The sequence below is a fragment of the Kineosporia sp. R_H_3 genome, from assembly GCF_002198675.1.
Classification (GTDB): domain Bacteria; phylum Actinomycetota; class Actinomycetes; order Actinomycetales; family Kineosporiaceae; genus R-H-3.
In genome coordinates this window covers 56,466-79,245 of the sequence record NZ_MWLL01000082.1, presented here as the reverse complement: position 1 = coordinate 79,245, position 22,780 = coordinate 56,466, and the positions used below count along the sequence as shown (strand labels likewise).

Here is a 22,780-nt window from a genome sequence, read left to right as displayed (position 1 = left end):
GCAGCGCGGAGCCGCCGGCGGCTCCGCGCTGCGGACCGCGGGCATCCCGTTCCTCGCGGCGGCCGTCGTCGGCGGCAGCGCCACCGGCGCCGCCGCGGTGACCACCCCGCCCACGTCGGCACCGGTCGCCCCGCCCGCGGCAACGGGCACCGAGCGCGCCGGCAGCGTCCCGCAGGCCGGGTCGCGCAGCGCGCTCACCGCCGTGCCGGCGGCGCACGCGCGGTCCGCCGTCGTCGCCAAGAAGGCGGCGAAGACCAAGGACGTCACGTACGTCGTGCGGTCCGGCGACACCCTGAGCGAGATCGCGCACCGGGCCGGGATCAGCCTCGCCGCCCTGACCCGGGCCAACGGCATCCGGGCGAGCGACCTCATCCACCCCGGCCAGCGGCTCGTGCTCCCCGGGGTGAAGACCCCCTCGCCGTCCACCGCGAAGAAGACGAAGAGGTCCGGCGCCAAGCCGGTCGTCCACGTCGTCCGCGCCGGCGACACCCTCAGCGAGATCGCCCTGCGGTACCGGATCACCGTCGCGGCGATCATGAAGGCCAACCACCTCACGTCGACGCTCATCCGGCCCGGCCGCAAGCTCGTGCTGCCCGGCGTCAAGGCGGCGCCGAAGCCGAGGCGCACCGCGGCGCCGACGCACGTCGTCGTCGTCCGGTCCGGCGACACCCTCTCCGGGATCGCCCTGCGGGAGAAGGTCACGCTCAAGCAGATCCTCGCCCTCAACCACCTGACGACCCGGTCGGTGATCCACCCCGGTCAGAAGATCCTCGTGCCGGGGGCCGGCTACCCGAACACCTTCGCGGGCCGCACCTACCCGGACGCCGTCGCGCGCGCCGCCGCCGCGAACCGGGCGATCCTCGCGAAGCGGAGGGTCCCGACCCGCGAGCAGATGAAGGCGCTCGTCGCGCGGACCGCGAAGAAGTACAAGGTGGACCCGGCCCTCGCGATGGCGATCGCCTACCAGGAGTCGGGCTTCAACCAGCGGGCCGTGTCACCGGCGAACGCGATCGGCTGCATGCAGGTCATCCCGTCGTCCGGCGTGTGGGCCTCGCGCCTCGTCGGCCACCGGCTCGACCTGCTCGACCCGGAGGACAACGTCACCGCCGGGGTGGCGATCATCGCCGCGCTGCTGCGCTCGGCCCCCGACGAGCGGACGGCGATCGCGGGCTACTACCAGGGCCTCGGCTCGGTCCGGAAGAACGGCATGTTCCCCGACACCCGCCGCTACGTCGCCAACGTCCAGCGGCTGGAGACCCGCTTCCGGTGACGCTCGCCACGCCGACCGTCGCCGTCCGTGCACGCCCCGGCGCCGCCGCGGACGTTCCTTACCGGGGGTTTGCCGACAGCACCCCCCGGCATACGTAGACTCCCCCACGTGGACGCGACCCTCCAGGACCCGCTCGTCGGGCGGCTGCTGGACGACCGCTATCTCGTTCTCGAGCTCGTCGCCCGGGGCGGGATGGCCACCGTTTACCACGCCCTCGACCGCCGGCTCGACCGTGCGGTGGCGCTCAAGGTGCTCCACTCGCACCTCGCGGGCGACGCCGCCTTCGCCGCCCGCTTCGACCGGGAGGCCCGGGCGGCCGCCCGGCTGTCGCACCCGAACGTCGTCGGCGTCTTCGACCAGGGCCAGGACGGCGACCTGCACTACCTCGCCATGGAGTACCTCCCGGGCCGCACGCTGCGCCAGGTGCTCGTCGAGCGCGGTGCGCTGACGCCCAAGGAGGCGCTGCGGGTCATGGACCCGGTGCTCGACGCGCTCGCCGCGGCGCACCGGGCCGGGATCGTGCACCGCGACGTCAAGCCCGAGAACGTCATCCTCACCGACGACGGCCGGGTCAAGGTCGCCGACTTCGGCCTCGCCCGGGCCGCGGCCTCGACGAACGCGACGACCGGGGTGCTCCTCGGCACCGTCGCCTACCTCGCCCCCGAGCTGGTCACCGAGGGCACGGCGGACGCCCGCAGCGACGTCTACTCCGCGGGCATCGTGCTCTTCGAGGTGCTCACCGGGCGGCAGCCGTTCGTCGGCGAGCTGCCCGCCCAGGTCGCCTACCGGCACGTCCACGAGGACGTCCCCACGCCGTCCGACATCGCCCCGAACGTCCCCGAGGCGCTCGACGACGTCGTCCTCGCCGCGACCGCCCGCACCCCCGACGAGCGCCCGGCAGACGCCGCCGCGCTCCTCGTCATGCTGCGCTCCGCGCGCCGCCGGATCCCCGCCGAGCTCATGGACGAGCGGGCCGACGTGCCGTACGCGCCGGGCGCGGTCGCCGCGGCGGCGAGCGACCCGTTCGACGGGCTCGCCGCCACCCAGGCCGTCGACCAGGCCGTCGAGAACCGCACCCGGGCGCTCCCCGGGCTCGCGGCGTCCGCGCTGGGCAACGGCACGGGCGGCGCGCCCGGCCACGGCGCCCTGGGCAACGGGCACTCCCCCACGGGCATGCAACCGCCGCCGCCGCGCAGCCGCAGGTCGCGGCTCGTCGCCGGCCTGCCCGTCAACGAGGACGAGATGGGCCCGCCCGTCGACGACGCCGCCCTCGCGCGCCTCGCCGAGGCCCGCCGTCGGCGCGGCCTGGTCGTCATGGCCCTCGTCGTCGTCACCGCCGTCGTCCTCGTCATCGGCTCCTACTGGTTCATCGCCGGGCCCGGCGCCCAGGTCGTCGTCCCGAGCACGACGACGCTCACCCAGGCCGAGGCGACGAAACAGCTCACCGACATCCCGCTCGGGGTCAAGGTGGTCACGGCGTTCAGCGACGACGTCAAGAAGGGCATCGTCATCGAGAGCCGGCCCGAGGCCGGGGCGGCGGTCCGCAAGAACAGCACCGTGACGCTCACCGTGTCGAAGGGGCCGGAGCTGTTCGACGTCCCGGACGTCACGGGCAAGTCGAAGGACCAGGCCGAGCAGGACCTCCAGGGCGAGGGCTTCGCGCTCGGCAAGGTGAGCGAGAAGTTCAGCAACGACTTCGACGCGGGCCTCGTCATGAGCCAGAGCCCGGCGGCCGACGCGAAGCGGGCCAAGGGCACGAAGGTCGACCTCGTCGTCAGCAAGGGCAAGGAGCTCGTCGAGATCCCCGACGTCCTGCGCCAGGACGAGAACACCGCCCGCAACACCCTGCAGACGGCGGGCTTCGCCGTCGACGTCGGCGAGCCGCGCTTCGACCCGTCGGTGCCCCAGGGCCAGGTCGCGGCCCAGGAGCCGGGCGGGCGCACGAAGGCCGCCCCCGGCTCGACCGTGACGATCTTCCTGTCGAACGGGCCGGACCCGGCGCAGACCGTCCAGGTGCCCTTCGTCCTCGGCCGCAAGGAGGACGACGCCCGCCGCAAGCTCGAGGAGGAGGGTCTCGGCGTCCAGGTCGAGCGCCGCGGCGGCTTCTCCGACCGGGTCGCCCAGCAGAACCCGGCCCCGGGCTCGACCGTGCCGCGCGGCACCGTCGTCACCATCGTCTTCTTCTAGCCCGTGACCCAGGGCCAGGGTGACCCCGTCCTGCTGCGCCCGGCCGCCCTCGGCGGAGCCGGGATCGGCGACTGGTTCTGCGTGACCGTCGTGCGGGCCCACCCGGACCCGCTCCGGGACGGCGCACCCGCCGGTGGCCCGGCCCGCACGCCCGGACCGGTCGCCCCGGTCGCCGTCGAGGACTTCGAGCGGCTCGCCGACGTCGCGGCCCGGATCGGTGCCGACCCAGCGGCGCTCGTCGCCTGGGACCGGGACCTCGGCCGGTTCTGGGACGCGGACGACGCCGCGCCCGTGCTGCTCTCGGTCGTCGTGCCGGACACCGCGCCGGACGCCGTCCCCGCCGTCGTCCTGCTCGAGGTCAACGGCTTCGAGGGGTCCCGCCCGGAGGTCCTCGCCGCGCTCTCCCGCGGCGCGGAGGTCGTCTCGCTCTTCCGCGGCGTGCACTCCAGCCGGCTCTCGTACGCCGTCGACGGGCGGCTGCTCGTCACCCTCGACCCGGCCGAGCCGCACGTCCGCTACGGCGAACGCCCCGACGCGCTCGGCGACGACCTCGACGAGCTGCTGTCCGGGGCGCTGCCGCTCGAGGGCGGGGCCGAGATGCTCGCGCTCGACGTCGTCCGGCGCCGGACCGGCGTCGCGCTCGACGCCGCCTGGTGGCAGGGCACCCACCTGCTCGCGGCCGTGGAGCCGCTCGACGCCGACGAGAGCGTCCCCGGCCTGCCCGACGCCGTCGAGGCCGCGCTCGACGAGATCGGCCGGCAGACCGCGGCGGACCCGACGGGCCCTGTCGCCGACCTGCTCCTCGCGACCCTCCAGGACGCCGTCCGGGCGGCGCTGCACTTCACCGGGCTCGCCGAGGACGACGAGCACGGCCCGGGGCTCGCCCAGGCCGTCGCCGAGGCGCGGATCCTGCGCCGGCTCGCCGTCGAGGCGCGACCGGCGGCGTTCGAGGCCGCCCAGGCCGCGGCTGTGCGCTCGCCGGACGAGGTCGCCGAGCCCGACGAGACGATCCGCTCGGAGTCGATCGCCGCCCAGCAGCGCGTCGCCGGGACGGTCGCCGCACTGTGGGAGGCCTACAGCCCGGGTGACGTTCGCCAGGACGCCGGGCCGGGCCGGGGCCGCCCGGGCGCGCCGTTCCAGGAGGAGGACCCGCTCTGGCACCGGCTGCAGGCCGGGATCGCCGTCACCGAGCTCCTCGCGTGGGCGGTCGCGCCGGCGAACCCGTACGACGACGCGCACTCACCGGCGGACGTGCTGCTCCACGTGCGCTTCGCGCTCGCCGACCGGTGGCCGGCGTTCGAGGACGCGCTCGCGGCGCACCTCGAGGCGCACCTCGGCTGAGACGGCCTGGCGGCAGGTGCGTCCCGGCGGTCCGTCAGACCGCCGGCACGTGCTGGTGGACGACGTCACGCCGGCAGCCGGAGCACATGAAGACCCAGTCCTGGCCACCCGTCGGGGACGGGCGCAGGCCCATGTCGACGAGGGTCTCCCCGCACGCGCTGCACAGGGTGAGGTCCGCAGGAGGCAGCTGGATGGTCATGGCGCCCCAGTACCCGGACCGGTCCGGTTCATGCCTGCCCCGGCTGCTCCTGCCCGGCCGTCACTCCTGGTAGGAGTACCGCTCCTCGCGCCAGGGGTCGCCGAGCGTGTGGTACCCGCGCTCCTCCCAGAACCCGCGCCGCTCCGCCGTCAGGTACTCGATGCCGCGCAGCCACTTCGGGCCCTTCCACGCGTACAGGTGCGGCACCACGAGGCGCAGCGGGTACCCGTGCTCGGGGGTCAGCGGCTCCCCGCCGCGGTGCGTCGCGAGGACGCTGCGCGGTGAGGCGAAGTCGTCGAGGCGCATGTTCGCCGAGTAGCCGTACTCCGCCCAGGCCATGACGTGCGTGACGTCGTCCGCGGGCGGGTAGGCGGCCATGAGGTCGCGGGCGCCCACGCCCTCCCAGTCGTTGTCGAGCACGGTCCAGCGCGTCACGCAGTGCATGTCGGCGCTGACGGCCGTGCGGGGCAGCGCGGTGAACGTCTCGATGTCGATCTGGTGCTCGGCGCCGTCCGCCGTGGCGCCGTTGACGACGAGGCGCCAGGAGTCCGGCTTGAAGCGAGGGACCGGCCCGTAGTGGAGGACGGGGAAGTCCTTCGCGAGGCGCTGACCGGGCGGCAGGGCCCGGGGCGGCTGCTCGGAGGCGTCCGTCACGGGGCACATCCTCCCACCTGCGGGGCCGTGCCCCGACACCGCCCTCGCACCGCCGCGTCCCCGCTCTGCGCCGTCGTGACCCTCAGGACGACAGCACCTTCGCGAGCACCCGGGCCGCGCCCGCGGCCGCCTCGTCGTCGAGGTCGAGGTGGGTGACGGCACGCACCATCCGGGGCCCGAGCGCCGACACGAGGACGCCGTGCTCGCGGGCGGCGGCCGCGACGTCCACGGCCGCCCGGCCGGAGGCCGTGAGGTCGAGGACGACGATGTTCGTCTCGACGTCCGCCGGGTCGACCGCGGACGGCAGCACCTCCGCGACGGCCTCCGCGATCGACCGGGCGTGGGCGTGGTCCTCCGCGAGCCGGGTCAGCTGGTGGTCGAGGGCGTAGCGGCCGGCCGCCGCGAGGATGCCGACCTGGCGCATGCCCGCGCCGTAGCGCTTGCGCAGGATCCGGGCCCGGGCGATCCGCTCCGCGCTGCTCACGAGGACCGACCCGACGGGGGCGCCCAGCCCCTTGGACAGGCACACGGAGACCGTGTCGGAGAGGGCCCCGTACTCGGCGAGCGGCACCCCGGTCGCGACGTGCGCGTTCCACAGCCGGGCGCCGTCGAGGTGGACGGCGATCCCCAGCGCCGTCGCGCCCTCGCGCAGCCGCCGCAGCTGCTCGACCGGCTGGACGGTGCCGCCGCCGAAGTTGTGCGTGTTCTCGACGGCGATCGCCGTCGTCGAGACGAGGTACGGGCCGGCGTCCGGGGCGGCCGTCGCGAGGAGCGCCTCGGCGTCCATCCGGCCGCGCGGCGACGGGACGGTCCGGGTCGTGATGCCGCCGAGCGCGCCGTGCCCGCCGAGCTCGGCCCGGACGACGTGCGCGAGGGTGTCGCACAGCAGCTCCTGCCCGGGCTCGACGAGCAGCCGGACCCCGAGCATGTTCGCCAGCGACCCGGTCGGGGTGAACAGGCCCGCCTCGTGGCCGAGCAGGTCCGCCACGTGCTGCTCGAGGGCGTTGACCGTGGGGTCCTCGCCGTAGACGTCGTCGCCGACCTCGGCCGCCGCCATCGCCTCGCGCATGCCGGGCGTCGGCTTCGTCAGGGTGTCCGACCGTAGGTCGGCGACGATCGGGGACGACGGCATGGCGCTCCTTCGGGTCGGCGCCGGCGGGCGGCGTCGGACGTCGAGGGCGAGGCTACGCGGACCGGCCCGACGGACGACGGGCGGGCCGAGGTGTGTCGGCCCGCCCGTGCTGCGTGCGGTGGATCCGTGTGCGGTGAGATGCGGCCCGGTCCGGCCGGCGGGTCAGCGGTTGCCGAGCATCTCCGCGACGAGGAAGGCGATCTCGAGCGACTGCTGGTGGTTCAGGCGCGGGTCGCAGAGCGTCTCGTACCGGGTCGCGAGGTCGGCCTCGTCGATGTGCTCGGCGCCGCCGAGGCACTCGGTGACGTCGTCGCCGGTGAGCTCCATGTGCAGCCCGCCGGGGACGGTGCCGAGCGCCGCGTGCACCTCGAAGAAGCCCTTGACCTCGTCCATGACGTCGTCGAAGCGCCGCGTCTTGTACCCCGACGAGGACTCGAACGTGTTGCCGTGCATGGGGTCGCAGACCCACAGCACGTCGGCGCCGGAGCGGGAGACCGCCTCGACGAGGGCCGGCAGGTGGGTCCGGACCTTGCCCGCGCCCATCCGGCTCACGAACGTCAGCCGGCCCGGCTCGTTGTCGGGGTTGAGCTTCTCGACGAGCGCGAGCGCGTCCTCGGGGGCCGTCGTCGGACCGAGCTTGACCCCGATCGGGTTCCGGACCCGGCTCATGAGGTCGACGTGCGCGCCGTCGAGCTGGCGGGTGCGCTCGCCGATCCAGACGAAGTGCGCCGACACGTTGTACGGTGAGCCGGTCCGGGAGTCGATCCGGGTGAGCGGCCGCTCGTAGTCGAGGAGCAGCGCCTCGTGGCTGGAGTAGAAGTCGACGGTCCGCAGCGCGTCGAAGTCGCCGCCGCACGCCGCCATGAACCGCATCGCGCGGTCGATGTCGCGGGCCAGTGCCTCGTACCGGGCGTTCGCGGCGGTCGCGACGAAGCCGCGGTTCCACTCGTGGACGTGCCGCAGGTCGGCGAAGCCGCCCTTGGTGAAGGCCCGGATGAGGTTCAGCGTCGCGCTGCTCGTGTGGTACGCCCGGAGCAGCCGCTGCGGGTCGGGCATCCGCGCCTCGGGCGTGAAGTCGAACCCGTTGATCGCGTCGCCGCGGTACGCGTGCAGCTCGACGCCGTCGCGCACCTCCATCGGCTTGCTGCGCGGCTTGGAGTACTGGCCGGCCATCCGGCCGAGCTTGATGACCGGCATGCTCGCGCCGTACGTGAGGACGACGGCCATCTGGAGCAGGGTCTTGACCTTGTTCCGGATCCGGTCCGCGGTCGCGTCGGCGAAGGTCTCGGCGCAGTCGCCGCCCTGGAGCAGGAACGCCTCGCCGCGGGCCGCGGCGGCCAGCCGGGTCTTGAGGTCGTCGCACTCACCGGCGAAGACGAGCGGCGGGTAGGAGGCGAGCTCGGCGGTGACGGCCGCGAGGGCGTCGGTGTCGGGCCAGCCCGGCTGCTGGGCCGCCGGCAGGTCGCGCCACTCGTCGAGGCCCGCGAGCAGCGCGGCCTCCGGCGTGTCGGGGGCGGAGACGGGAACGGTCGAGGTCACGAGCCCAGGGTAGGTGACGTGTCGACCGCGTTTCGGCGCCGTCCGCCGTCCGGACGGCGGCGACGACCGTCCGTCACGATTCGTCCGTCGCGATTCGTCCGGCACGACCCGTCCGTCACGACTCGTCCGTCACGACCCGTCGGTCACGACCCGTCGAGGCCCTGCTCGATCGCGTAGCGGGTGAGCTCCACCCGGTTGTGGAGCTGGAGCTTCGTGAGGACGTTCTGGGTGTGGTTCTGCACCGTCCGGTGCGAGATGACGAGCCGGTCGGCGATCTGTCGGCTCGACAGCCCCTTGGCGACGAACCGGAGGATCTCGGTCTCCCGGTCGGTGAGGCGCGGCGTCATCCCCTCGGGTTCGTCGACCGGGGCCGCGCTCGCCATCCGGCGGAACTCCCCGAGGACGAGCCCCGCGAGGCCCGCGGTGAAGACCGCCTCGCCCTTCGCCGTCCGGCGGACGGCGTCGAGGAGCTCCGCGGACGACGCGGACTTCACGAGGTAGCCGGTCGCCCCGGCCTTGACCGCCTCGAGGACGTCGGCCTGCTCGCCGCTCGCGGTGAGCACGAGGACCCGCACCCCCGGGTGCCCGGCGACGACGCGCCGGGTCGTCTCGACGCCGTCGAGCGTCGGCATCTGGAGGTCGAGGACGACGACGTCCGGGCGCGCGGCGGGCAGCCGGCGCAGCGCCTCGGCGCCGTCCCCGGCGGTCGCGACGACGGTCAGACCCGCCTCGGTGAGGTCGCGGGCGACGCCTTCGCGCCACATCGGGTGGTCGTCGACGACCATGACCCGCAGCGGGCGGGTCCCGCCGTCCCCGTCCTGCTGCTCCGCGCCCACGACCTGCTCCATGCTCACGCCCTGCCTCCCTGACCGCCCGGCCGCTTCGGGACCCGGATCTCGACCTCGGTGCCCTGCCCGGGGGCGCTGACGACGACCACGCTGCCCCCGACGTCCTCGATCCTGCCGCGGATCGACGCCGCGACGCCGAGCCGGCCCTCGCGCTCGGCGTCCTCGAGCCGGCCCGGGTCCATCCCGGCACCGTCGTCGCGCACGCTCACGGTGAGGACGTCGTCCTCGTCCTCGACGAGGACCCACGCGCTGGCGCCCGGACCGGCGTGCCGCTCGACGTTGTCGAGGGCGGCCCGGACGGCGCCGTTGACGGCCTTCACGGCGCGCTCGGGGACCATGACGGGCTGCGCGGGCCCGGTGACCGTGACCCGACCGGTCGCCAGGCCACCGAGGACGGCGCGGACGTCCTGCTCGCCGCCGGCCGCGCTCGCGACCTCACCGGTCGCGACGAGCGCCCGGAGCCGGACCTCCTGCTCGCCGGCGAGCCGGCCGATCTCGGCCGCCTCTCCCCCGACCTCGTTCCCGCGCTTGCGGACGTAGGCGAGCACCTGGAGCACCGAGTCGTGGATGTCGGCGGCGAGCCGCTCCCGCTCCCGGGTCGCGGCCTCGACGGCGACCGCCCGGGCCAGGTCGCGCCGTCCGGCCCGGAACAGCTCGACCGCGTAGCCGACGATGGCACCGGCGAGCAGGAGCAGCACGATGTTGTTCACCGTCGGCGGGGTGATCCGACCGCCGACCTCGACGACGTCGACGACGCAGACGAGGACCGCCGCTGCGAGCCCGGCCCGCCAGCCCTTCCAGACGGCGAACGCGAGCACCGGGGTCGCCGCGTAGATCGAGGGCAGCGTCTGCGCGCCGGCGGCGACCCGCTCGGGGTCGTCGAGGAGGCGGGTCGCGAGGACCGCGGCGCACACGAGCGCGAGGTCGGTCGCGAGGGCCCAGGGCCGGCGGTCACGGCGGACGACGAGGTAGACGGTCCACAGGGTGAGGACGCCGAGGACGGCCCAGCCGCCGGTGCCGTGCCGGTAGTCCTCGTCGGCGCGGGCGTGCAGGACGGCGGCGTACGCGAGGGAGACGACCCGGAAGATGCCGACCGCCCGCCAGAGCCGGTCGTCCGCGAGCCGCTCGGCGTCCGGGGCGGCGGGGACGCCGGTCGTGCCGGTGGGCACGGGCGTCGGCGCGGTCGGCGAGGTCACGGGGTGATCCTGCCCGACGGGCCTGCGGCGGGCGGCAGAGCAGCGGTACTCAGCCGGCGGCGGCCGCCGGCGGGCGGGCGTCGTCCGAGCCGTCGGCGGCGGGCCCGGCCGCGCCGTCCGCGCCCTCGGGGGCGGGCACGAGCGTCGCCTCCTCGGCGGGGACCTTCTCCGGCTGCAGGCTCGGGCCGCTGGGCACCTTGGCCTTCTTCGCGGCCGCGATGCGTTCCTTCATCGTCGTGGCGTAGACGTCGACGTACTCGCGCTCGGACAGCCGCATGAGCTCGTACATGATCTCGTCGGTGATGGACCGCAGGACGAACCGGTCGTCCTGCATGCCGTCGTACCGGGAGAAGTCGAGCGGCTCGCCGATGACGACGCCGACCCGGCCGATGTTGGGGATGACCTGCCCGGTCGGCTGCACCTTGTCGGTGTCGATCATGGCGACCGGCAGCACGGGCACCTTGGCCTCGAGCGCGAGCCGGGCCACGCCCGTCTTGCCGCGGTAGAGCCGGCCGTCGGGCGAGCGGGTGCCCTCGGGGTAGAGCCCGAGGAGCTCGCCGCGGCGCAGCACCTTGAGACCGGTGCGCAGCGCCGCCTCGGAGGCCTGGCCGCCGGAGCGGTCGATCGGGAGCTGGCCGACACCGCGGAAGAAGCCCGCCGTCAGCCGGCCCTTGATGCCGGTCCCGGTGAAGTAGTCCGCCTTCGCCAGGAACGTCACCCTCCGCTTGACGACGAGCGGGAGGAAGATCGAGTCCGAGAACGACAGGTGGTTGCTGGCGAGGATCGCCCCACCGGTCTCCGGGACGTGCTCCTCGCCCTTCACCCACGGGCGGAAGAAGGCGTGCAGCAACGGCCCCAGGATGATCCGCTTGAGCACCCAGTAGAACACCACGCACCTCCTCGACGTCATCGGCGCCGGAGCGTGACGTGCTCCTACGGTGGCGCACTGCGAACTCTACGGACTGTGCACCCCCGGCGCTGCCGTCCGCCGGGTCGAATCGCCGCGACGGCCCGACCGGGACGGATCGCCGACGGGAGGCCGGTCCCCCTCGACCGTGCCCGCGGGCGCGTGTCACGATGGCCGTGCGCCGCGCCCCCACGGCGCGTGCCTGCCATGCGAGGAGACCGGCGTGAGCGTCCTGCCCGGCGCGGAGCCTTTCCACCACGACGGTGGGCGGGTCGGCGTCGTGCTGTGCCACGGGTTCACCGGGACCCCGCAGAGCCTGCGCGACTGGGGCGTCGCCCTCGCCGCCGCCGGGTACACCGTGCGGCTGCCGCTGCTGCCCGGGCACGGCACCCGCTGGCAGGACATGAACGCCACGACGTGGACCGACTGGTACGGCGCCGTCGACGCCGCGTTCACCGAGCTGCGGGCGTCCTGCGACCACGTCTTCGTCATGGGCCTGTCGATGGGCGGCGGTCTCGCGCTGCGGCTCGCCGAGGAGCACGGGGACGACGTCGCGGGCGTCGTCGTCGTCAACCCGTCGGTGGCGGGCACGGACTGGCGCCTGAAGTACCTGCTCCCCTGGCTGCGGCACGTGGTCCCGACGTTCCCGGGGGTGGCGAGCGACATCAAGAAGTCCGGCCCGGTCGAGCTCGCCTACGACCGGTCGCCGTTGCACGCCGGGTACTCGCTGACCCGGCTCTGGCAGGTCGTCGCCGCGGACCTGCCCAAGGTGACCCAGCCGCTCGTCGTCCTGCGCTCCGTCGAGGACCACATCGTCCCGGCCGCGAGCGGCGAGCTCGTGATCGCCAAGGCCGGCTCGACGGACAAGACCGAGATCCTCCTGCACGACAGCTACCACGTGGCGACCCTGGACAACGACGCCGAGCTCATCGTCAAGACATCCCTCGACTTCGTCGAACGTGTCCTCGCCTCGAGCCCTGGGCGCACCCAGTGACCGGCGACCACGCGGGCGACGGGGGCGAGGTGCCCCAGGAGGAGCGCGACGACCGCCCTGAGCTCGACGTCGACACCGCGTTCGCCGCGATCATCGCCCACCTGCGGGACGAGCCCGCCGGCGGCGTCGGGCGCTGGCCCGCCGCCGAGGACCTCGCCGACGGTGACGACGGGACCGCCGGCACCGCACCCGAACCGGACGACGGCCCCGAGCCCGTCCGCGAGGCGGTGCTCAGCGGCCCCTCCGCGAACCTGTTCACCGCCGGGTCGTCGTGCGAGGTCGTCGCCGACGACGAGGGCTACGTCCCGCCCGAGCCGCCCCCGTTCCCCCGCGGTGACCTCGTCTCCCGGCTCGCCTGGGCCGGCGTCATCGGCGGCCCGCTGTTCCTCCTCCTCGCCGCGATCGTCTGGCAGACCCTGCCGAAGATGCTCCTGCTCGCGGCGCTCGCCGCGTTCGTCGGCGGCTTCGTGAGCCTGGTCGCCCGGATGCCCAGCGAGGCGCCCGACGAGCCGGACGACGGCGCGGTCGTCTGAGGGGTCGCGCCCGCTGCGGCGCGCTCTGGGCGACAGCGCTCGGGATCGGCTGCGGCCGGCGAGCTCGGGTCGATGCTTGTGTCCGTGGCCTCGCGATCACGACTCGACGGACCCGGTCATCGACCCGAGCTCGACGAGACGACCCCGTGGCCGACCGGGAGGGCGCTGACCTCGGGGCGCGGGCGACGGCGGGCGTTCTCGTAGCACCGCTCGATCCGGCGGAGCACGACGTCCGGGGCCCTGGCGATCCGGCGTGGGGTCACCGGGACCACTGCGACGCCGTACTCACCGAGCAGCCCGTCGGCCATGACCGTGTCGTCCCAGGTGTCAGGGCCGTCGTGGTGCTCCCGGGAGTGCACCTGGATCGCCAGGGCCACGTCGTCGAACCAGCCGTCCGGACGGGGCAGGCAGGTGCCGTCGTGCGCGACGAGGTCGGGGTTGAGCCACATCTCCGGCAGGACGCGGCTGCTTCGGCACAACCGCCCGAGGTGCGCCTCCGGCACCGACCACGCCCCGGCCTCGGCGTCCTGCACCGCGTTCCGCAGGAGCCTGCTGCCCTGCCGAGGACCTGCTTCGAGCTCGTGCCGCAGGTCGTCCAACCGCACGATGCCACGTTGGGCGGCCTCGATGACCAGCGCCCGGGCGAGGTCAGGGGCTGCGGCGTCCCGGGCGGCGTCAGCGACCGCACGAGCACGGGAGGCCACGGTCAGCCCGCCACGCCGGAACGGCCGCTCGTCCGGTCGGACCGTCCGGCGCACGACGACGAACCCGGTCGAGGCGAGGCCCCGGGAGGGTGGGACGAGGAGGTGCACCGGCCCGCCGGGTACGGCCGCCGTCACGCCGTGCCAGGCCGCGGCTGCGAACGAGGTGACCACGGCGTCGCCGTCGGCGAACAGCATCGCCGCGATCAGCCGTTGTCTCTCGGACAGCCGGCCACGCCCGGTGGACACCACCCGCGGCAGCACGAGCCTCCACTGCGTCCTCAGACGCCACGCCAGCGCCGCCTCCGTGAGCCCGCAGTGACGGAGCTGGGCGCGCGTGGCCAGGCCGTGCTGCGTCCGCAGGAGCTCCTGGACCTTCTCGGGGATCATGGGACGAGACTGCCGCCCGGCACCGTCCCGTTACCGCCGGGAGCGTCTCCCCCTGTGGACGACGTGACGATGCGCGGATCTGGGGACGGCACGAGCTCGTACAGATGTCAGTCCGCATGTCGGCAGCGCAGAAGCTCGGGTCGATGATCGGGTCGGACCAGTCGTGATCGCGGCTCCAGCGACACGAGCATCGACCCGAGCTCGCACGCGACGCCCGCGCAGAACCTGACGCGCCCCTATCCCCGCGCCGGCAGCCCCAGCACCGCGACGACCGGCACGTGGTCGCTCGCGGCACGCACGTCCGCCGGGTCCGCCCCGCCNCCGACGAGCACGGCGTCGAGCCGGGAGCGGGGGCCCTTGGCGGGGAACGTCGGCGGTGCACCGGGTGCCGGGTCGCGGACGTCCTCGCCCCAGGCCCGCCAGGCGGGGCCGTCGGGGCGCTCGTTGAGGTCGCCGCAGACGACGGGCGGGTGGCCGGTGCGCGCGAGCAGGTCGACGACGGCCGCGCAGTGCCGCAGCCGCTCCTCGGGGTCCAGGCTGAGGTGGACCGACGCGACGGCGACGCGGCCGGTGCCCGGGAGGCCGACCTCGGCGACGACGGCGCCGCGCGTGCGGGTCGTGCGGCCGCCGACGGGCAGCCGGACCGCCCGGGCGGCGCTCACCTCGGTGCGCAGCGACACGAGCAGGGCGGTCCCGCCGGAGTCGCGTCCGCCCGCCACGTAGAGCAGCCCCGTGGCCCGGGCGAGGGTCGACGCCTGCCAGCGCGACCCGGGCCGGCGCGGGACCTCCTGGAGGCACGCGACATCCGGCGCGAGCGCACGCAGGACCCGGTGCACGGCGAGCGGGTCACCGAGCAGGTCGCGGACGTTCCACGACACGACACGCAGACCGCGCGGCGCCCCGGCCGTGCCCTGCTCCGTGCCCCCGACCACGTGCGTCCCCCGGTCAGCCGACCCGCGCGAGGTCGGCCGCGCCGACGAGGCCCGCCTCGGGCCCGAGGGCCGCCTTGACGATGCGGGGCTCGGGACGGAACCCGCGGCCGGTCAGGGTGCGCCGGAACGACTCCCGGGCCGGGCGCAGGAGCAGCTCGCCGGCGTCGGAGACGCCGCCGCCGATGACGAACATGCCGGGGTCGAGGGCCGCGGCGAGGTTCGCCAGGCCGATCCCGAGCCAGCGGCCGACCTCCTCGAACAGCTCGATCGCGACCGGGTCGCCGTCCCGGGCGGCCTCGGTGACGACCGGACCGACGAGGGCGTCGATGTCGCCGCCGACGCGCTCGACGAGCGGGACGATGACGGGCGACTTGGCCCGGGCCATCTCGCGCGCCTCGCGGCCGAGGACGTTCCCGGAGGCGTACTGCTCGAGGCATCCCCGGTTGCCGCACTCGCAGCGGTGGCCGTCGGGGACGACGACCATGTGGCCGAACTCGCCGGCCATCCCCCACCGGCCGCGCTGGACGGCGCCGTCGAGGACGATGCCGCCGCCGATGCCCGTCCCGAGGGTCACGCAGACGAGGCGGTCCTCGCCCTGGCCGGCGCCGAACCGCCACTCGGCCCAGGCCGCCGCGTTGGCGTCGTTCTCGACGACGACCGGCAGCCCGACGGCGGCGGTCACGGCGTCCCGCAGCGGCTCGTTGCGCCACGCGAGGTGCGGGGCGAACATGACGCGGGACCGGGCGGCGTCGACGAACCCGGCGGCCCCGATGCCCACGGCGACGACCTCGAAGGTCTCGCGGAGCTCCTCGACGACCTCGGTGATCGTGCCCTCGACGGCCTTCGGGCTCTGGGACGGCGTGAGCCGCCGGGCCCGGGCGAGCACCTGCCCGTTCATGTCGACGACCCCGGCGGCGACCTTCGTGCCGCCGATGTCGACGCCGACGGAGAACGGCCCCACCGGGTCGGCGACGGGGACGGCCCGGGTGGCCGGCTGCACGTAGAAGGCGCCGAGGGCGGCGCCGGTGGCGCTCGCCCGCTCCCGCGGGCCCGTGCCCTCGGCCGGGCGCCCGCCTGCGTAGTCCTCGCTCACGGCTGACGGGCCAGGTCGGCGGCGCCGATGAGGCCGGCGTCGTTGCCGAGCTCGGCGGCCGTGATCGTCAGGTGCGGGCGGTGGGCGCCGCCGACGAGCGCGGTGGCGTACGCGTCACGGGCGGGCCCGAGGAGGAAGTCACCTGCCTCGCTCACGCCGCCGCCGATGACGACGACGGCCGGGTCGAGCACGTTCGCGATATCGGCGATGCCCTCGCCGAGCCAGCGGCCCGTCTCGGCGAGCAGCGCGCGGGCGGTCGCGTCGCCGTCCACGGCGGCCTGGGTGATCATCCGGCCGCCGATGCCGGACGGCGTCCCGCCGGCCATGTCGAGCAGCACCTTCGCGCGGTCCGGCTCGGCGGCGGCGAGCGCCCGGGCCTCGCGCACGAGCGCCGACCCCGACGTGTACTGCTCCCAGCAGCCGCGGTTGCCGCAGCCGCAGGGCAGCCCGCCGGGGACGATCCGGACGTGCCCGAACTCCCCCGCACCGCCGAACGCGCCGCGCAGGAGCCGCCCCTCGAGGACGGTCCCGCCGCCGAGGCCGGTGCCGACGGTGATGAGGACGACGTCGGTGACGCCGCGGCCGCCGCCGAACCGGTACTCGCCCCAGGCGGCCGCGTTCGCGTCGTTCTCGACGACGACCCGGACGCCGACGAGCGGCTCGATCGTCGCCTTGAGCGGGCGGTCGGCCATCGGCAGGTTCGGCGCGAACCGCAGGATCGAGCGCTTCTCGTCGACCCAGCCGGCCATCGCGAGCCCGACCGCGGTCACCGTGTGGCGGGCGGTGAGGCGGCGGACCGCCTCGACGATGCCGGCCTCGACGGTCTCGGCCGTCGCGCCGGGTGTGCTGATCCGCACCTTCTCCAGGACCCGGCCCTCGGCGTCGACGACGCCTGCGGCGATCTTCGTCCCGCCGACGTCGACTCCGATGGTCAGGTCCACGGGTGCCACCCTCTCCTCGGTCCGCCGGTGGGGCCCGGCCAAAGCGTCGCCATGGACCCTAGTCGGTGACGACGATCGGCTCGACGCACGGTTCCTCCCGGGGCGTCGGCGGCGGGGGTGTCACGTCCTGCGCCCCGGCCACCGCCTCGCGCCAGGCGTTCGCGAGCTCGGCGGCGGCGAGCGCGAGGTGCTCGACGGCCTCGGGCCGCAGGGTCCGGACGGCGGCGATGACCCGGCAGACCGGGCAGGCCCGGCACTCCGGTCCGGTGTGCGCCGTACCCGGCCCGTCGGTGCCCACCCCCAGGAACACGGACGCCGCGTCCGCGGCCCGGTCCCGGACGCCGTCCGCGTCGCGCAGCGCCTCGACGAGCCGCAGGGCCTCGTCGACGAGCCGGCGGCCGGCGTCCCGCGCGGCACCCTCACCCGCGGCACCGTCACCCGCGGCGCCGTCCGCGGCCGCGGTCACAGCGGCCTCCACAGCTCGGGATCGGGCTCGAAGCGCACCCGCAGCCGACCGTCGCGCAGGTGGGCCCCGACGACGCGGCACCGGCGCAGGGCGCTCGGCAGCGCGATGACCCGCCGCGCCGACCCGACGCCGACGAGCAGGTCGTCGCCGCGGCGTCCGAGCTCGAGGTCCTCCCGGCGGGCGAGGGGCAGGTCCAGGACGAGGACGAACTCCGGCCCGGACCGCTCGACGCGCAGCGGGGCCTCCCCCGTCGGCGCCGCGAGCAGGGCCCGCGCCGAGGCGGCACCGGCCGGCCCGTAGAGGGTCTCCCCGAGGTCGGCGAGCGCCGCGGTGCCGACCGGCTCGGCCGCCGCGTAGGGCACCGTGAGCACGGGCACCGGCGCGAACGACGACTCGACCTCGGCGAGCCGGACGGCCTGCGCCGCGGCCCACCCGGAGCGCCAGGCGTCCCGGCCCTGGGCGGGGATGACCCGGTTCGCGACGACGCCGTCGACCCGGTAGCCGTGCAGTGCTAGCGAGGTCCAGGTGCGTCGGGCCTCGGCGACGACGACCGTCTCGGGGGTGAGCACGAGCCGGACGGACGTCGCGGCGTCCGTGAGGACCTCCCGGACCCCGTTGAGCTCGGCGTGCAGCCGCTCGGCCGCCTCGACGACCGAGTCCCGCGGCACCGGGACGCCGCCGCGCCGCGTCGTCCGGCCGGCCGTGCCGGCGCCCCGCCCGGCGGACAACGCGCGCAGGACCCGCCGCTCGACGGGGAGCATCCGGTCCAGGTAGCGGCTCAGCGCCTCCGGGAGCGCGAGGAGGCGCAGCGTCTCGGCGGTCGGTGCGCAGTCGAGGACGACGAGGTCCCACGGGCCGCCGCGGACCTGGTCGCGCACCTCGAGCAGCGCGAGCACCTCCTCGGCACCCGGCAGGACGGTGAGCTCCTCGGCGGCGACCGGGTCGACACCGAGCGCGTCGAGGACACCGATGAGGTACTCCTGCACCTCGCGCCAGGACTGCTCGCCCCGGGCCCGGGCGTCGACCTGCTGGGCGAACAGCCCGGCGGCGACCTCGGTCGGCGTGCTGCCGACCGGCGCAGCGAGCGCGTCGCCGAGCGAGTGGGCGGCGTCCGTCGACGCCACCAGGGTCTTGACCCCGCACCGGGCCGCGTGGACGGCCGTCGCGGCGGCGACGGTCGTCTTGCCGACGCCGCCCTTGCCGGTCAGGAGGAGCAGGCGCAAGTGGTCAGCCCTCGACCCGCTTCTTCAGCTCGTTGAGCGCGGTGTCGATGATGACCTTCTCCGCCTTGCGGCGGAGCATGCCGAGCATCGGCACCCGCAGGTCGACCGCGAGGGTGTACGTCACCTCGGTGCCGGACCCGTTCTCCCGCAACCGGTACGAGCCGTCCATCGCCTTGAGGACCGTCGCCTCGACGAGGTTCCAGGACACCGTCCCGGTGCCGTTCTCGTCGACGTCCCACTCGTAGGCGAGGGTGTAGGTGTCCTTGAGCACGCCCGCGTCGAGGGTGAACCGCACGTGGCTGGCCCAGCCGTCCTCGTACTCCTCGACGATGTCGGCCTCCTGCACCGCACCGGTCCACTCCGGGTAGGCGTCGAAGTCGGCGATGACGTCGAGGACGTCGCCGGGGGCCGCCACGACGACGATGCTCGACTCGGTGCGGTCGGCCATGGGGGCTCCTGCGGGACGTCGGGGCGGAGGGCTCTGGCGGGCGGGGCGTTCGCAGGCTACCGCCCACCCGCCCGGCGCACACGGTCGTGCCCCGGGACAGGCCGCGCGACCCCGGCGTCGGGGCCGCGGGCGGCCGGCTCAGAGGTGCGAACGACCGCTGTGGGCGGCGAGCGCCCGCGCCACGGCGGCGAGGTCGGCGAGCCAGACGTCCCGCGGCCCGGGCGGCAGGATCTCGTCCCACTCGACGGCGTAGGACCCGAGCACCTGGGGCAGCCGGGCGGGCCGGGCGACGAACCAGGTGTGCAGGTGCGCCGAGCCGTCGCCCCACCGGTTCACATGGGCCCGGCCGACGCCGTCGAGCGCCTCGATCGCCCGGCACAGCCGGACCGCGAGCACGCCGAACTCGGCCGCGAGGTCGTCGTCCATGTCGGCGAAGTCGAGGTGCGCCTTCGCGTTGAGCCACAGCACGAGCGGCAGCCCGGTCGGCGCGTCGGGGCGGGTCAGGGTCCACCGGTCGTTCTCCCAGATCGGTGTCGCCCCGCCCCCGCAGAGGAAGCAGTCGCCCGGGTCCTCGCCGCGGCGGGGCGGCTCGGCGTCCACCGGTGCCACGAGCGGCCTGGGGACGACGCGGCCGTCGACCGCCTCCCAGGGGAAGACCTCCCACTCGTGGAGCGGCGGTGCCGGCAGTCGGCCGTCGGGCCCGGCGGCGGCGACGGCTCGGGCGTGGATGTCCTCGGCGGGCTCGGCCATCGCCCGATCCTGGCAGACCCCGGACGGCGGTCCCGGGCACGGGGTCGCAGGCGCGGGGTCAGAGCAGGGCGCCGACCGCGACCATGACGAGCAGCAGGACGGCGACCAGCCCGACCCCGGCGCCGAGCGCCACCGCGGCACGGCCGCCGGTGGACCCGGTCCGGGCGACGAGCCCGGGCAGCCCGGCCCCGCGCTCGGTCTCGGCGAGCCGCTGGGCCCACTCGGCGGCGAGCGCCTCGGTCTGCTCGGGGGTCAGCGTCGTGGCCGAGGGGAGGTCGGTCGGGAGGGCGCGGGCCCGGCGTCCGGACGGCGGGCGCGCGGTCCCGGGGCGCGCCGGGCGCAGGTCCGTGTGGCACTGCCCGCACCACACGACGCCGTCGCGCAGCCGGGCCGCGCACACGGGGCACCTCGTCGCGGCGGTCACGCACTGAGGTGTCGGCGTCCGGGCACCGGGCCTTGACCCTGCCGATCCGCAGCAGACCGGGGCCGGTCGGGTACTGACCGCTACGCGTCGGGGTCGATATCGTCGTGAGGACGGGCACACGCGGTGACCGCCACCGCCCGAACCTCACCTAGCATCGTCCGCCTGCCCACCCCGCCCGCACCCGTCGCGAGGAGTCCCCGTGCGCGAGTCCAGCGTCCCGGCGATCGTCACCCCTGACCCGCAGCACAACCTCACCGACCTCCTCGTCAGGGCGGCGCAGGAGCGGCCGTCGTCCGTGATGTTCTCGCGACGCGTCGACGGCGCCTGGCAGGACGTCACGGCCGAGCAGTTCGGCGCCGAGGTCGTCGCGCTCGCGAAGGGCCTCGTGGCGAGCGGCGTGAAGCCGGGTGACCGGGTCGCGATCATGTCCAAGACCCGTTACGAGTGGACGCTCGCCGACTTCGCGATCTGGTCCGCCGGTGCGGTGACCGTGCCGATCTACGAGACGTCGTCCGCGGAGCAGGTGTCCTGGATCCTGTCCGACTCGGGCGCGGTCGCGGTCTTCACCGAGACGGCGGACCACACCTCGACCGTGGGCCACGTCCGCGACACCCTGCCCGCCCTGCGGGAGGTGTGGACGATCGACGCCGGCGCGGTCGACACCCTCGTGGCCGCCGGCGGCGACGTCGAGGACGCCGAGATCACGCGGCGCCGGCGCAGCCTCGACGGCGCGTCGATCGCGACGATCATCTACACGTCGGGGACGACGGGCCGCCCCAAGGGCTGCGAGCTGACCCACGCGAACTTCGGCGACCTCGCGGCGAACGCGGTCGCCCGGCTCGGCAACGTCGTCTCGGTCGAGGGCGCGAGCACCCTGCTCTTCCTGCCCCTGGCGCACGTCTTCGCCCGGTTCATCCAGGTCCTCGCGGTCGCGGCCGGCGCCCGGCTCGGGCACACCGCCGACGTGAAGAACCTCATCGAGGACCTCGGCGGCTTCCGCCCGACGTTCGTGCTCGCCGTCCCCCGGGTCTTCGAGAAGATCTACAACTCTGCCGAGGCGAAGGCCGAGGCGGGCGGCAAGGGCAAGATCTTCCACGCGGCGGCCGACACGGCGATCGCGTGGAGCCAGGCCGTCGACACCGGACGGGTCCCGCTGACGCTCAAGGCGCGGCACGCCCTCTTCGACCGGCTCGTCTACGGCAAGCTGCGGGCCACGCTCGGCGGCCAGGTCCAGTACGCGGTCTCCGGCGGCGCCCCGCTCGGCACCCGGCTCGGCCACTTCTTCCGCGGCGTGGGCGTCACGGTCCTCGAGGGCTGGGGCCTCACCGAGACGACCGCGCCGGCGACGGTGAACACCCCGGAGAAGATCAAGATCGGGACGGTCGGCCTGCCGCTGCCCGGGGTCACGGTCAAGGTCGCGGACGACGGCGAGCTGCTGGTCAAGGGCGTCAACGTCCTGCGGGGCTACTTCAACAACCCGGCTGCGACCGCGGACTGCCTGGACGACGGCTGGTTCCACACCGGCGACCTCGGCGAGATCGACTCCGACGGGTACGTCCGGATCACCGGGCGCAAGAAGGAGATCATCGTCACCGCGGGTGGCAAGAACGTCGCCCCGAGCATCCTCGAGGACCGGCTGCGCGCCCACGCCCTCGTCTCCCAGTGCATGGTCGTCGGCGACCAGCGCCCGTTCATCGCCGCCCTCGTCACCCTCGACGCCGAGATGCTGCCGACCTGGCTCGCGAACAGCGGCAAGCCGCCGATGGACGTCGCCGCCGCCGCCCAGGACCCCGACGTCCGGGCCGAGGTGCAGCGCGCGGTCGACCACGCGAACCAGGCCGTGAGCAAGGCCGAGTCGATCCGCTCGTTCATCGTGCTCGACACCGACTTCACGGAGGCGGGCGGCCACCTCACCCCCAAGCTCAGCCTCAAGCGGCAGGTCGTGCTCAAGGAGTTCGCCGAGCAGATCGAGAAGATCTACTCCTAGCGGTGCGCCGACTCGCCCCGTTTCGTCACGGTTCGCGCCGCTTATCACAATCACCCTGACTCCGACAAGACGACGGACAACCACTCCCCCCGTGAGGCACACTGTCGGCGGATCACGGGGGCGTGTTCCAGGCGCGGATCGTGAAGAGCGGGTGACGACGGATGGGCCGCAGGGGTGCGTTGCGGCGTGGCTGCTGTGCTGCCGCGCGCCGTGACCGCGGTGCCGCGGCGGTCGAGTTCGCGCTCGTGGCCATGCCGCTGTTCGCGCTCGTCTTCGGGATCCTCCAGTACGGCTTCCTCTTCTTCGAGGTCCAGGGCGCGGCGGCCGCCGCCAAGGACGGCGCCCGCGCCGCGTCGCAGGGCATATCGAGCTGCGCCGCCTGGCGGACCTGGACCTTGGCCCGGGCGTCCGGCAACGGGGTCACGAGCGACCTGTCACCGACGGTCACCGCCACCTTCCAGCGCTTCGACACCGGGGATCCGGTCGTCACGGTCACCTTGCGCTTCCTGCCGCGCAAGCTCGTCCCGCTGGTGCCGGTGCCGACGACCGTGACCCGCACAGCCGTGACCGATGTCGAGAACGTGCCCGCCGGCGGCGTCACGAGCGGGTGCCCGTGATCAGGGCC

The 22,780-nt window shown here is 75.0% G+C and carries 23 protein-coding genes and 1 pseudogene; 7 read left to right on the top strand and 17 right to left on the bottom strand.

Features of this window, described 5'->3' with window-relative positions:
• From ECOMGDLI_RS05770 to ECOMGDLI_RS05760, 3 genes are all read left to right on the top strand, one after another.
• On the top strand, positions 1-1,270 hold a 1,270-nt coding region (locus ECOMGDLI_RS05770; RefSeq protein ID WP_088314978.1), incomplete at its 5' end, for a LysM peptidoglycan-binding domain-containing protein.
• Positions 1,271-1,378: 108 nt separating this feature from the next.
• The gene (gene pknB, locus ECOMGDLI_RS05765; protein ID WP_088314976.1) at positions 1,379-3,457 is read left to right on the top strand and encodes a Stk1 family PASTA domain-containing Ser/Thr kinase; all 2,079 of its coding nucleotides are present in this window, start codon (positions 1,379-1,381) and stop codon (positions 3,455-3,457) included.
• 3 nt (positions 3,458-3,460) lie between these two features.
• Positions 3,461-4,798, top strand: a complete 1,338-nt coding sequence (locus tag ECOMGDLI_RS05760; protein ID WP_088314973.1) for a DUF6461 domain-containing protein — start codon at positions 3,461-3,463, stop codon at positions 4,796-4,798.
• Positions 4,799-4,832: 34 nt separating this feature from the next.
• Here the strand turns inward: ECOMGDLI_RS05760 and ECOMGDLI_RS34475 are convergent, their stop codons facing one another.
• The 7 genes from ECOMGDLI_RS34475 to ECOMGDLI_RS05730 form a co-directional block, all read right to left on the bottom strand.
• Entirely contained in the window at positions 4,833-4,997 is a 165-nt protein-coding gene (locus ECOMGDLI_RS34475; protein WP_158220577.1) for a hypothetical protein, read from the bottom strand.
• A gap of 60 nt (positions 4,998-5,057) precedes the next feature.
• Entirely contained in the window at positions 5,058-5,660 is a 603-nt protein-coding gene (locus ECOMGDLI_RS05755; protein WP_088314971.1) for a sulfite oxidase-like oxidoreductase, read from the bottom strand.
• Between the two features lie 73 nt (positions 5,661-5,733).
• Positions 5,734-6,783: a low specificity L-threonine aldolase gene (locus tag ECOMGDLI_RS05750; protein WP_198954587.1), complete on the bottom strand. Its 1,050-nt coding sequence runs from the start codon at positions 6,781-6,783 to the stop codon at positions 5,734-5,736.
• A 162-nt stretch (positions 6,784-6,945) separates the two neighbouring features.
• Positions 6,946-8,274, bottom strand: a complete 1,329-nt coding sequence (locus ECOMGDLI_RS05745) for a class II 3-deoxy-7-phosphoheptulonate synthase (RefSeq protein ID WP_088314995.1) — start codon at positions 8,272-8,274, stop codon at positions 6,946-6,948.
• 191 nt (positions 8,275-8,465) lie between these two features.
• Positions 8,466-9,170, bottom strand: a complete 705-nt coding sequence (locus tag ECOMGDLI_RS05740; protein WP_088314969.1) for a response regulator transcription factor — start codon at positions 9,168-9,170, stop codon at positions 8,466-8,468.
• Between the two features lie 2 nt (positions 9,171-9,172).
• On the bottom strand, positions 9,173-10,366 hold the full coding sequence (gene macS / locus ECOMGDLI_RS05735; RefSeq protein ID WP_233153328.1) for a MacS family sensor histidine kinase: 1,194 nt from the start codon (positions 10,364-10,366) through the stop codon (positions 9,173-9,175).
• A gap of 49 nt (positions 10,367-10,415) precedes the next feature.
• Positions 10,416-11,255, bottom strand: a complete 840-nt coding sequence (locus ECOMGDLI_RS05730) for a lysophospholipid acyltransferase family protein (protein ID WP_088314967.1) — start codon at positions 11,253-11,255, stop codon at positions 10,416-10,418.
• Positions 11,256-11,496: 241 nt separating this feature from the next.
• Here ECOMGDLI_RS05730 and ECOMGDLI_RS05725 point away from each other — a divergent pair, with 241 nt between their 5' ends.
• Together ECOMGDLI_RS05725 and ECOMGDLI_RS05720 are read left to right on the top strand one after the other, a co-directional pair.
• Positions 11,497-12,267, top strand: coding sequence for a carboxylesterase (locus ECOMGDLI_RS05725; RefSeq protein ID WP_088314965.1), 771 nt, complete (start codon positions 11,497-11,499; stop codon positions 12,265-12,267).
• Positions 12,264-12,800 (top strand): hypothetical protein, encoded by a 537-nt coding sequence (locus ECOMGDLI_RS05720; RefSeq protein WP_088314963.1) that lies wholly within the window; start codon positions 12,264-12,266, stop codon positions 12,798-12,800. Before ECOMGDLI_RS05725 ends, ECOMGDLI_RS05720 begins: the two co-directional genes overlap by 4 nt.
• Positions 12,801-12,916: 116 nt before the next feature.
• Here the strand turns inward: ECOMGDLI_RS05720 and ECOMGDLI_RS05715 are convergent, their stop codons facing one another.
• The 10 genes and pseudogenes from ECOMGDLI_RS05715 to ECOMGDLI_RS05675 form a co-directional block, all read right to left on the bottom strand.
• Positions 12,917-13,891, bottom strand: a complete 975-nt coding sequence (locus tag ECOMGDLI_RS05715) for a hypothetical protein (RefSeq protein ID WP_088314961.1) — start codon at positions 13,889-13,891, stop codon at positions 12,917-12,919.
• A gap of 236 nt (positions 13,892-14,127) precedes the next feature.
• Positions 14,128-14,211 (bottom strand): annotated as a pseudogene (locus ECOMGDLI_RS36690) (endonuclease); the annotation flags it as partial.
• A 1-nt stretch (position 14,212) separates the two neighbouring features.
• Positions 14,213-14,769 (bottom strand): endonuclease/exonuclease/phosphatase family protein (locus ECOMGDLI_RS36685; protein ID WP_369812720.1); only part of this gene is annotated, 557 nt, incomplete at its 3' end.
• A 67-nt stretch (positions 14,770-14,836) separates the two neighbouring features.
• Positions 14,837-15,823 (bottom strand): ROK family glucokinase, encoded by a 987-nt coding sequence (locus tag ECOMGDLI_RS05705; RefSeq protein WP_088314988.1) that lies wholly within the window; start codon positions 15,821-15,823, stop codon positions 14,837-14,839.
• Positions 15,824-15,912: 89 nt separating this feature from the next.
• On the bottom strand, positions 15,913-16,857 hold the full coding sequence (locus ECOMGDLI_RS05700) for an ROK family glucokinase (RefSeq protein WP_088314959.1): 945 nt from the start codon (positions 16,855-16,857) through the stop codon (positions 15,913-15,915).
• Positions 16,858-16,915: 58 nt separating this feature from the next.
• Positions 16,916-17,323, bottom strand: a complete 408-nt coding sequence (locus ECOMGDLI_RS05695; protein ID WP_088314957.1) for a hypothetical protein — start codon at positions 17,321-17,323, stop codon at positions 16,916-16,918.
• Positions 17,320-18,546, bottom strand: coding sequence for an ArsA family ATPase (locus tag ECOMGDLI_RS05690; protein WP_088314955.1), 1,227 nt, complete (start codon positions 18,544-18,546; stop codon positions 17,320-17,322). Before ECOMGDLI_RS05690 ends, ECOMGDLI_RS05695 begins: the two co-directional genes overlap by 4 nt.
• Before the next feature lie 4 nt (positions 18,547-18,550).
• Positions 18,551-18,994 (bottom strand): SRPBCC family protein, encoded by a 444-nt coding sequence (locus ECOMGDLI_RS05685; protein WP_088314953.1) that lies wholly within the window; start codon positions 18,992-18,994, stop codon positions 18,551-18,553.
• A gap of 138 nt (positions 18,995-19,132) precedes the next feature.
• Entirely contained in the window at positions 19,133-19,744 is a 612-nt protein-coding gene (locus ECOMGDLI_RS05680; protein WP_088314951.1) for a hypothetical protein, read from the bottom strand.
• 58 nt (positions 19,745-19,802) lie between these two features.
• A complete protein-coding gene (locus ECOMGDLI_RS05675; RefSeq protein ID WP_143447532.1) occupies positions 19,803-20,168 on the bottom strand; it encodes a hypothetical protein in 366 nt (121 codons plus the stop codon).
• A 199-nt stretch (positions 20,169-20,367) separates the two neighbouring features.
• Here ECOMGDLI_RS05675 and ECOMGDLI_RS05670 point away from each other — a divergent pair, with 199 nt between their 5' ends.
• The gene (locus tag ECOMGDLI_RS05670) at positions 20,368-22,155 is read left to right on the top strand and encodes a long-chain fatty acid--CoA ligase (RefSeq protein WP_088314947.1); all 1,788 of its coding nucleotides are present in this window, start codon (positions 20,368-20,370) and stop codon (positions 22,153-22,155) included.
• 161 nt (positions 22,156-22,316) lie between these two features.
• Positions 22,317-22,772, top strand: coding sequence for a TadE family protein (locus ECOMGDLI_RS05665; protein ID WP_088314944.1), 456 nt, complete (start codon positions 22,317-22,319; stop codon positions 22,770-22,772).
• Positions 22,773-22,780: the final 8 nt, after the last annotated feature.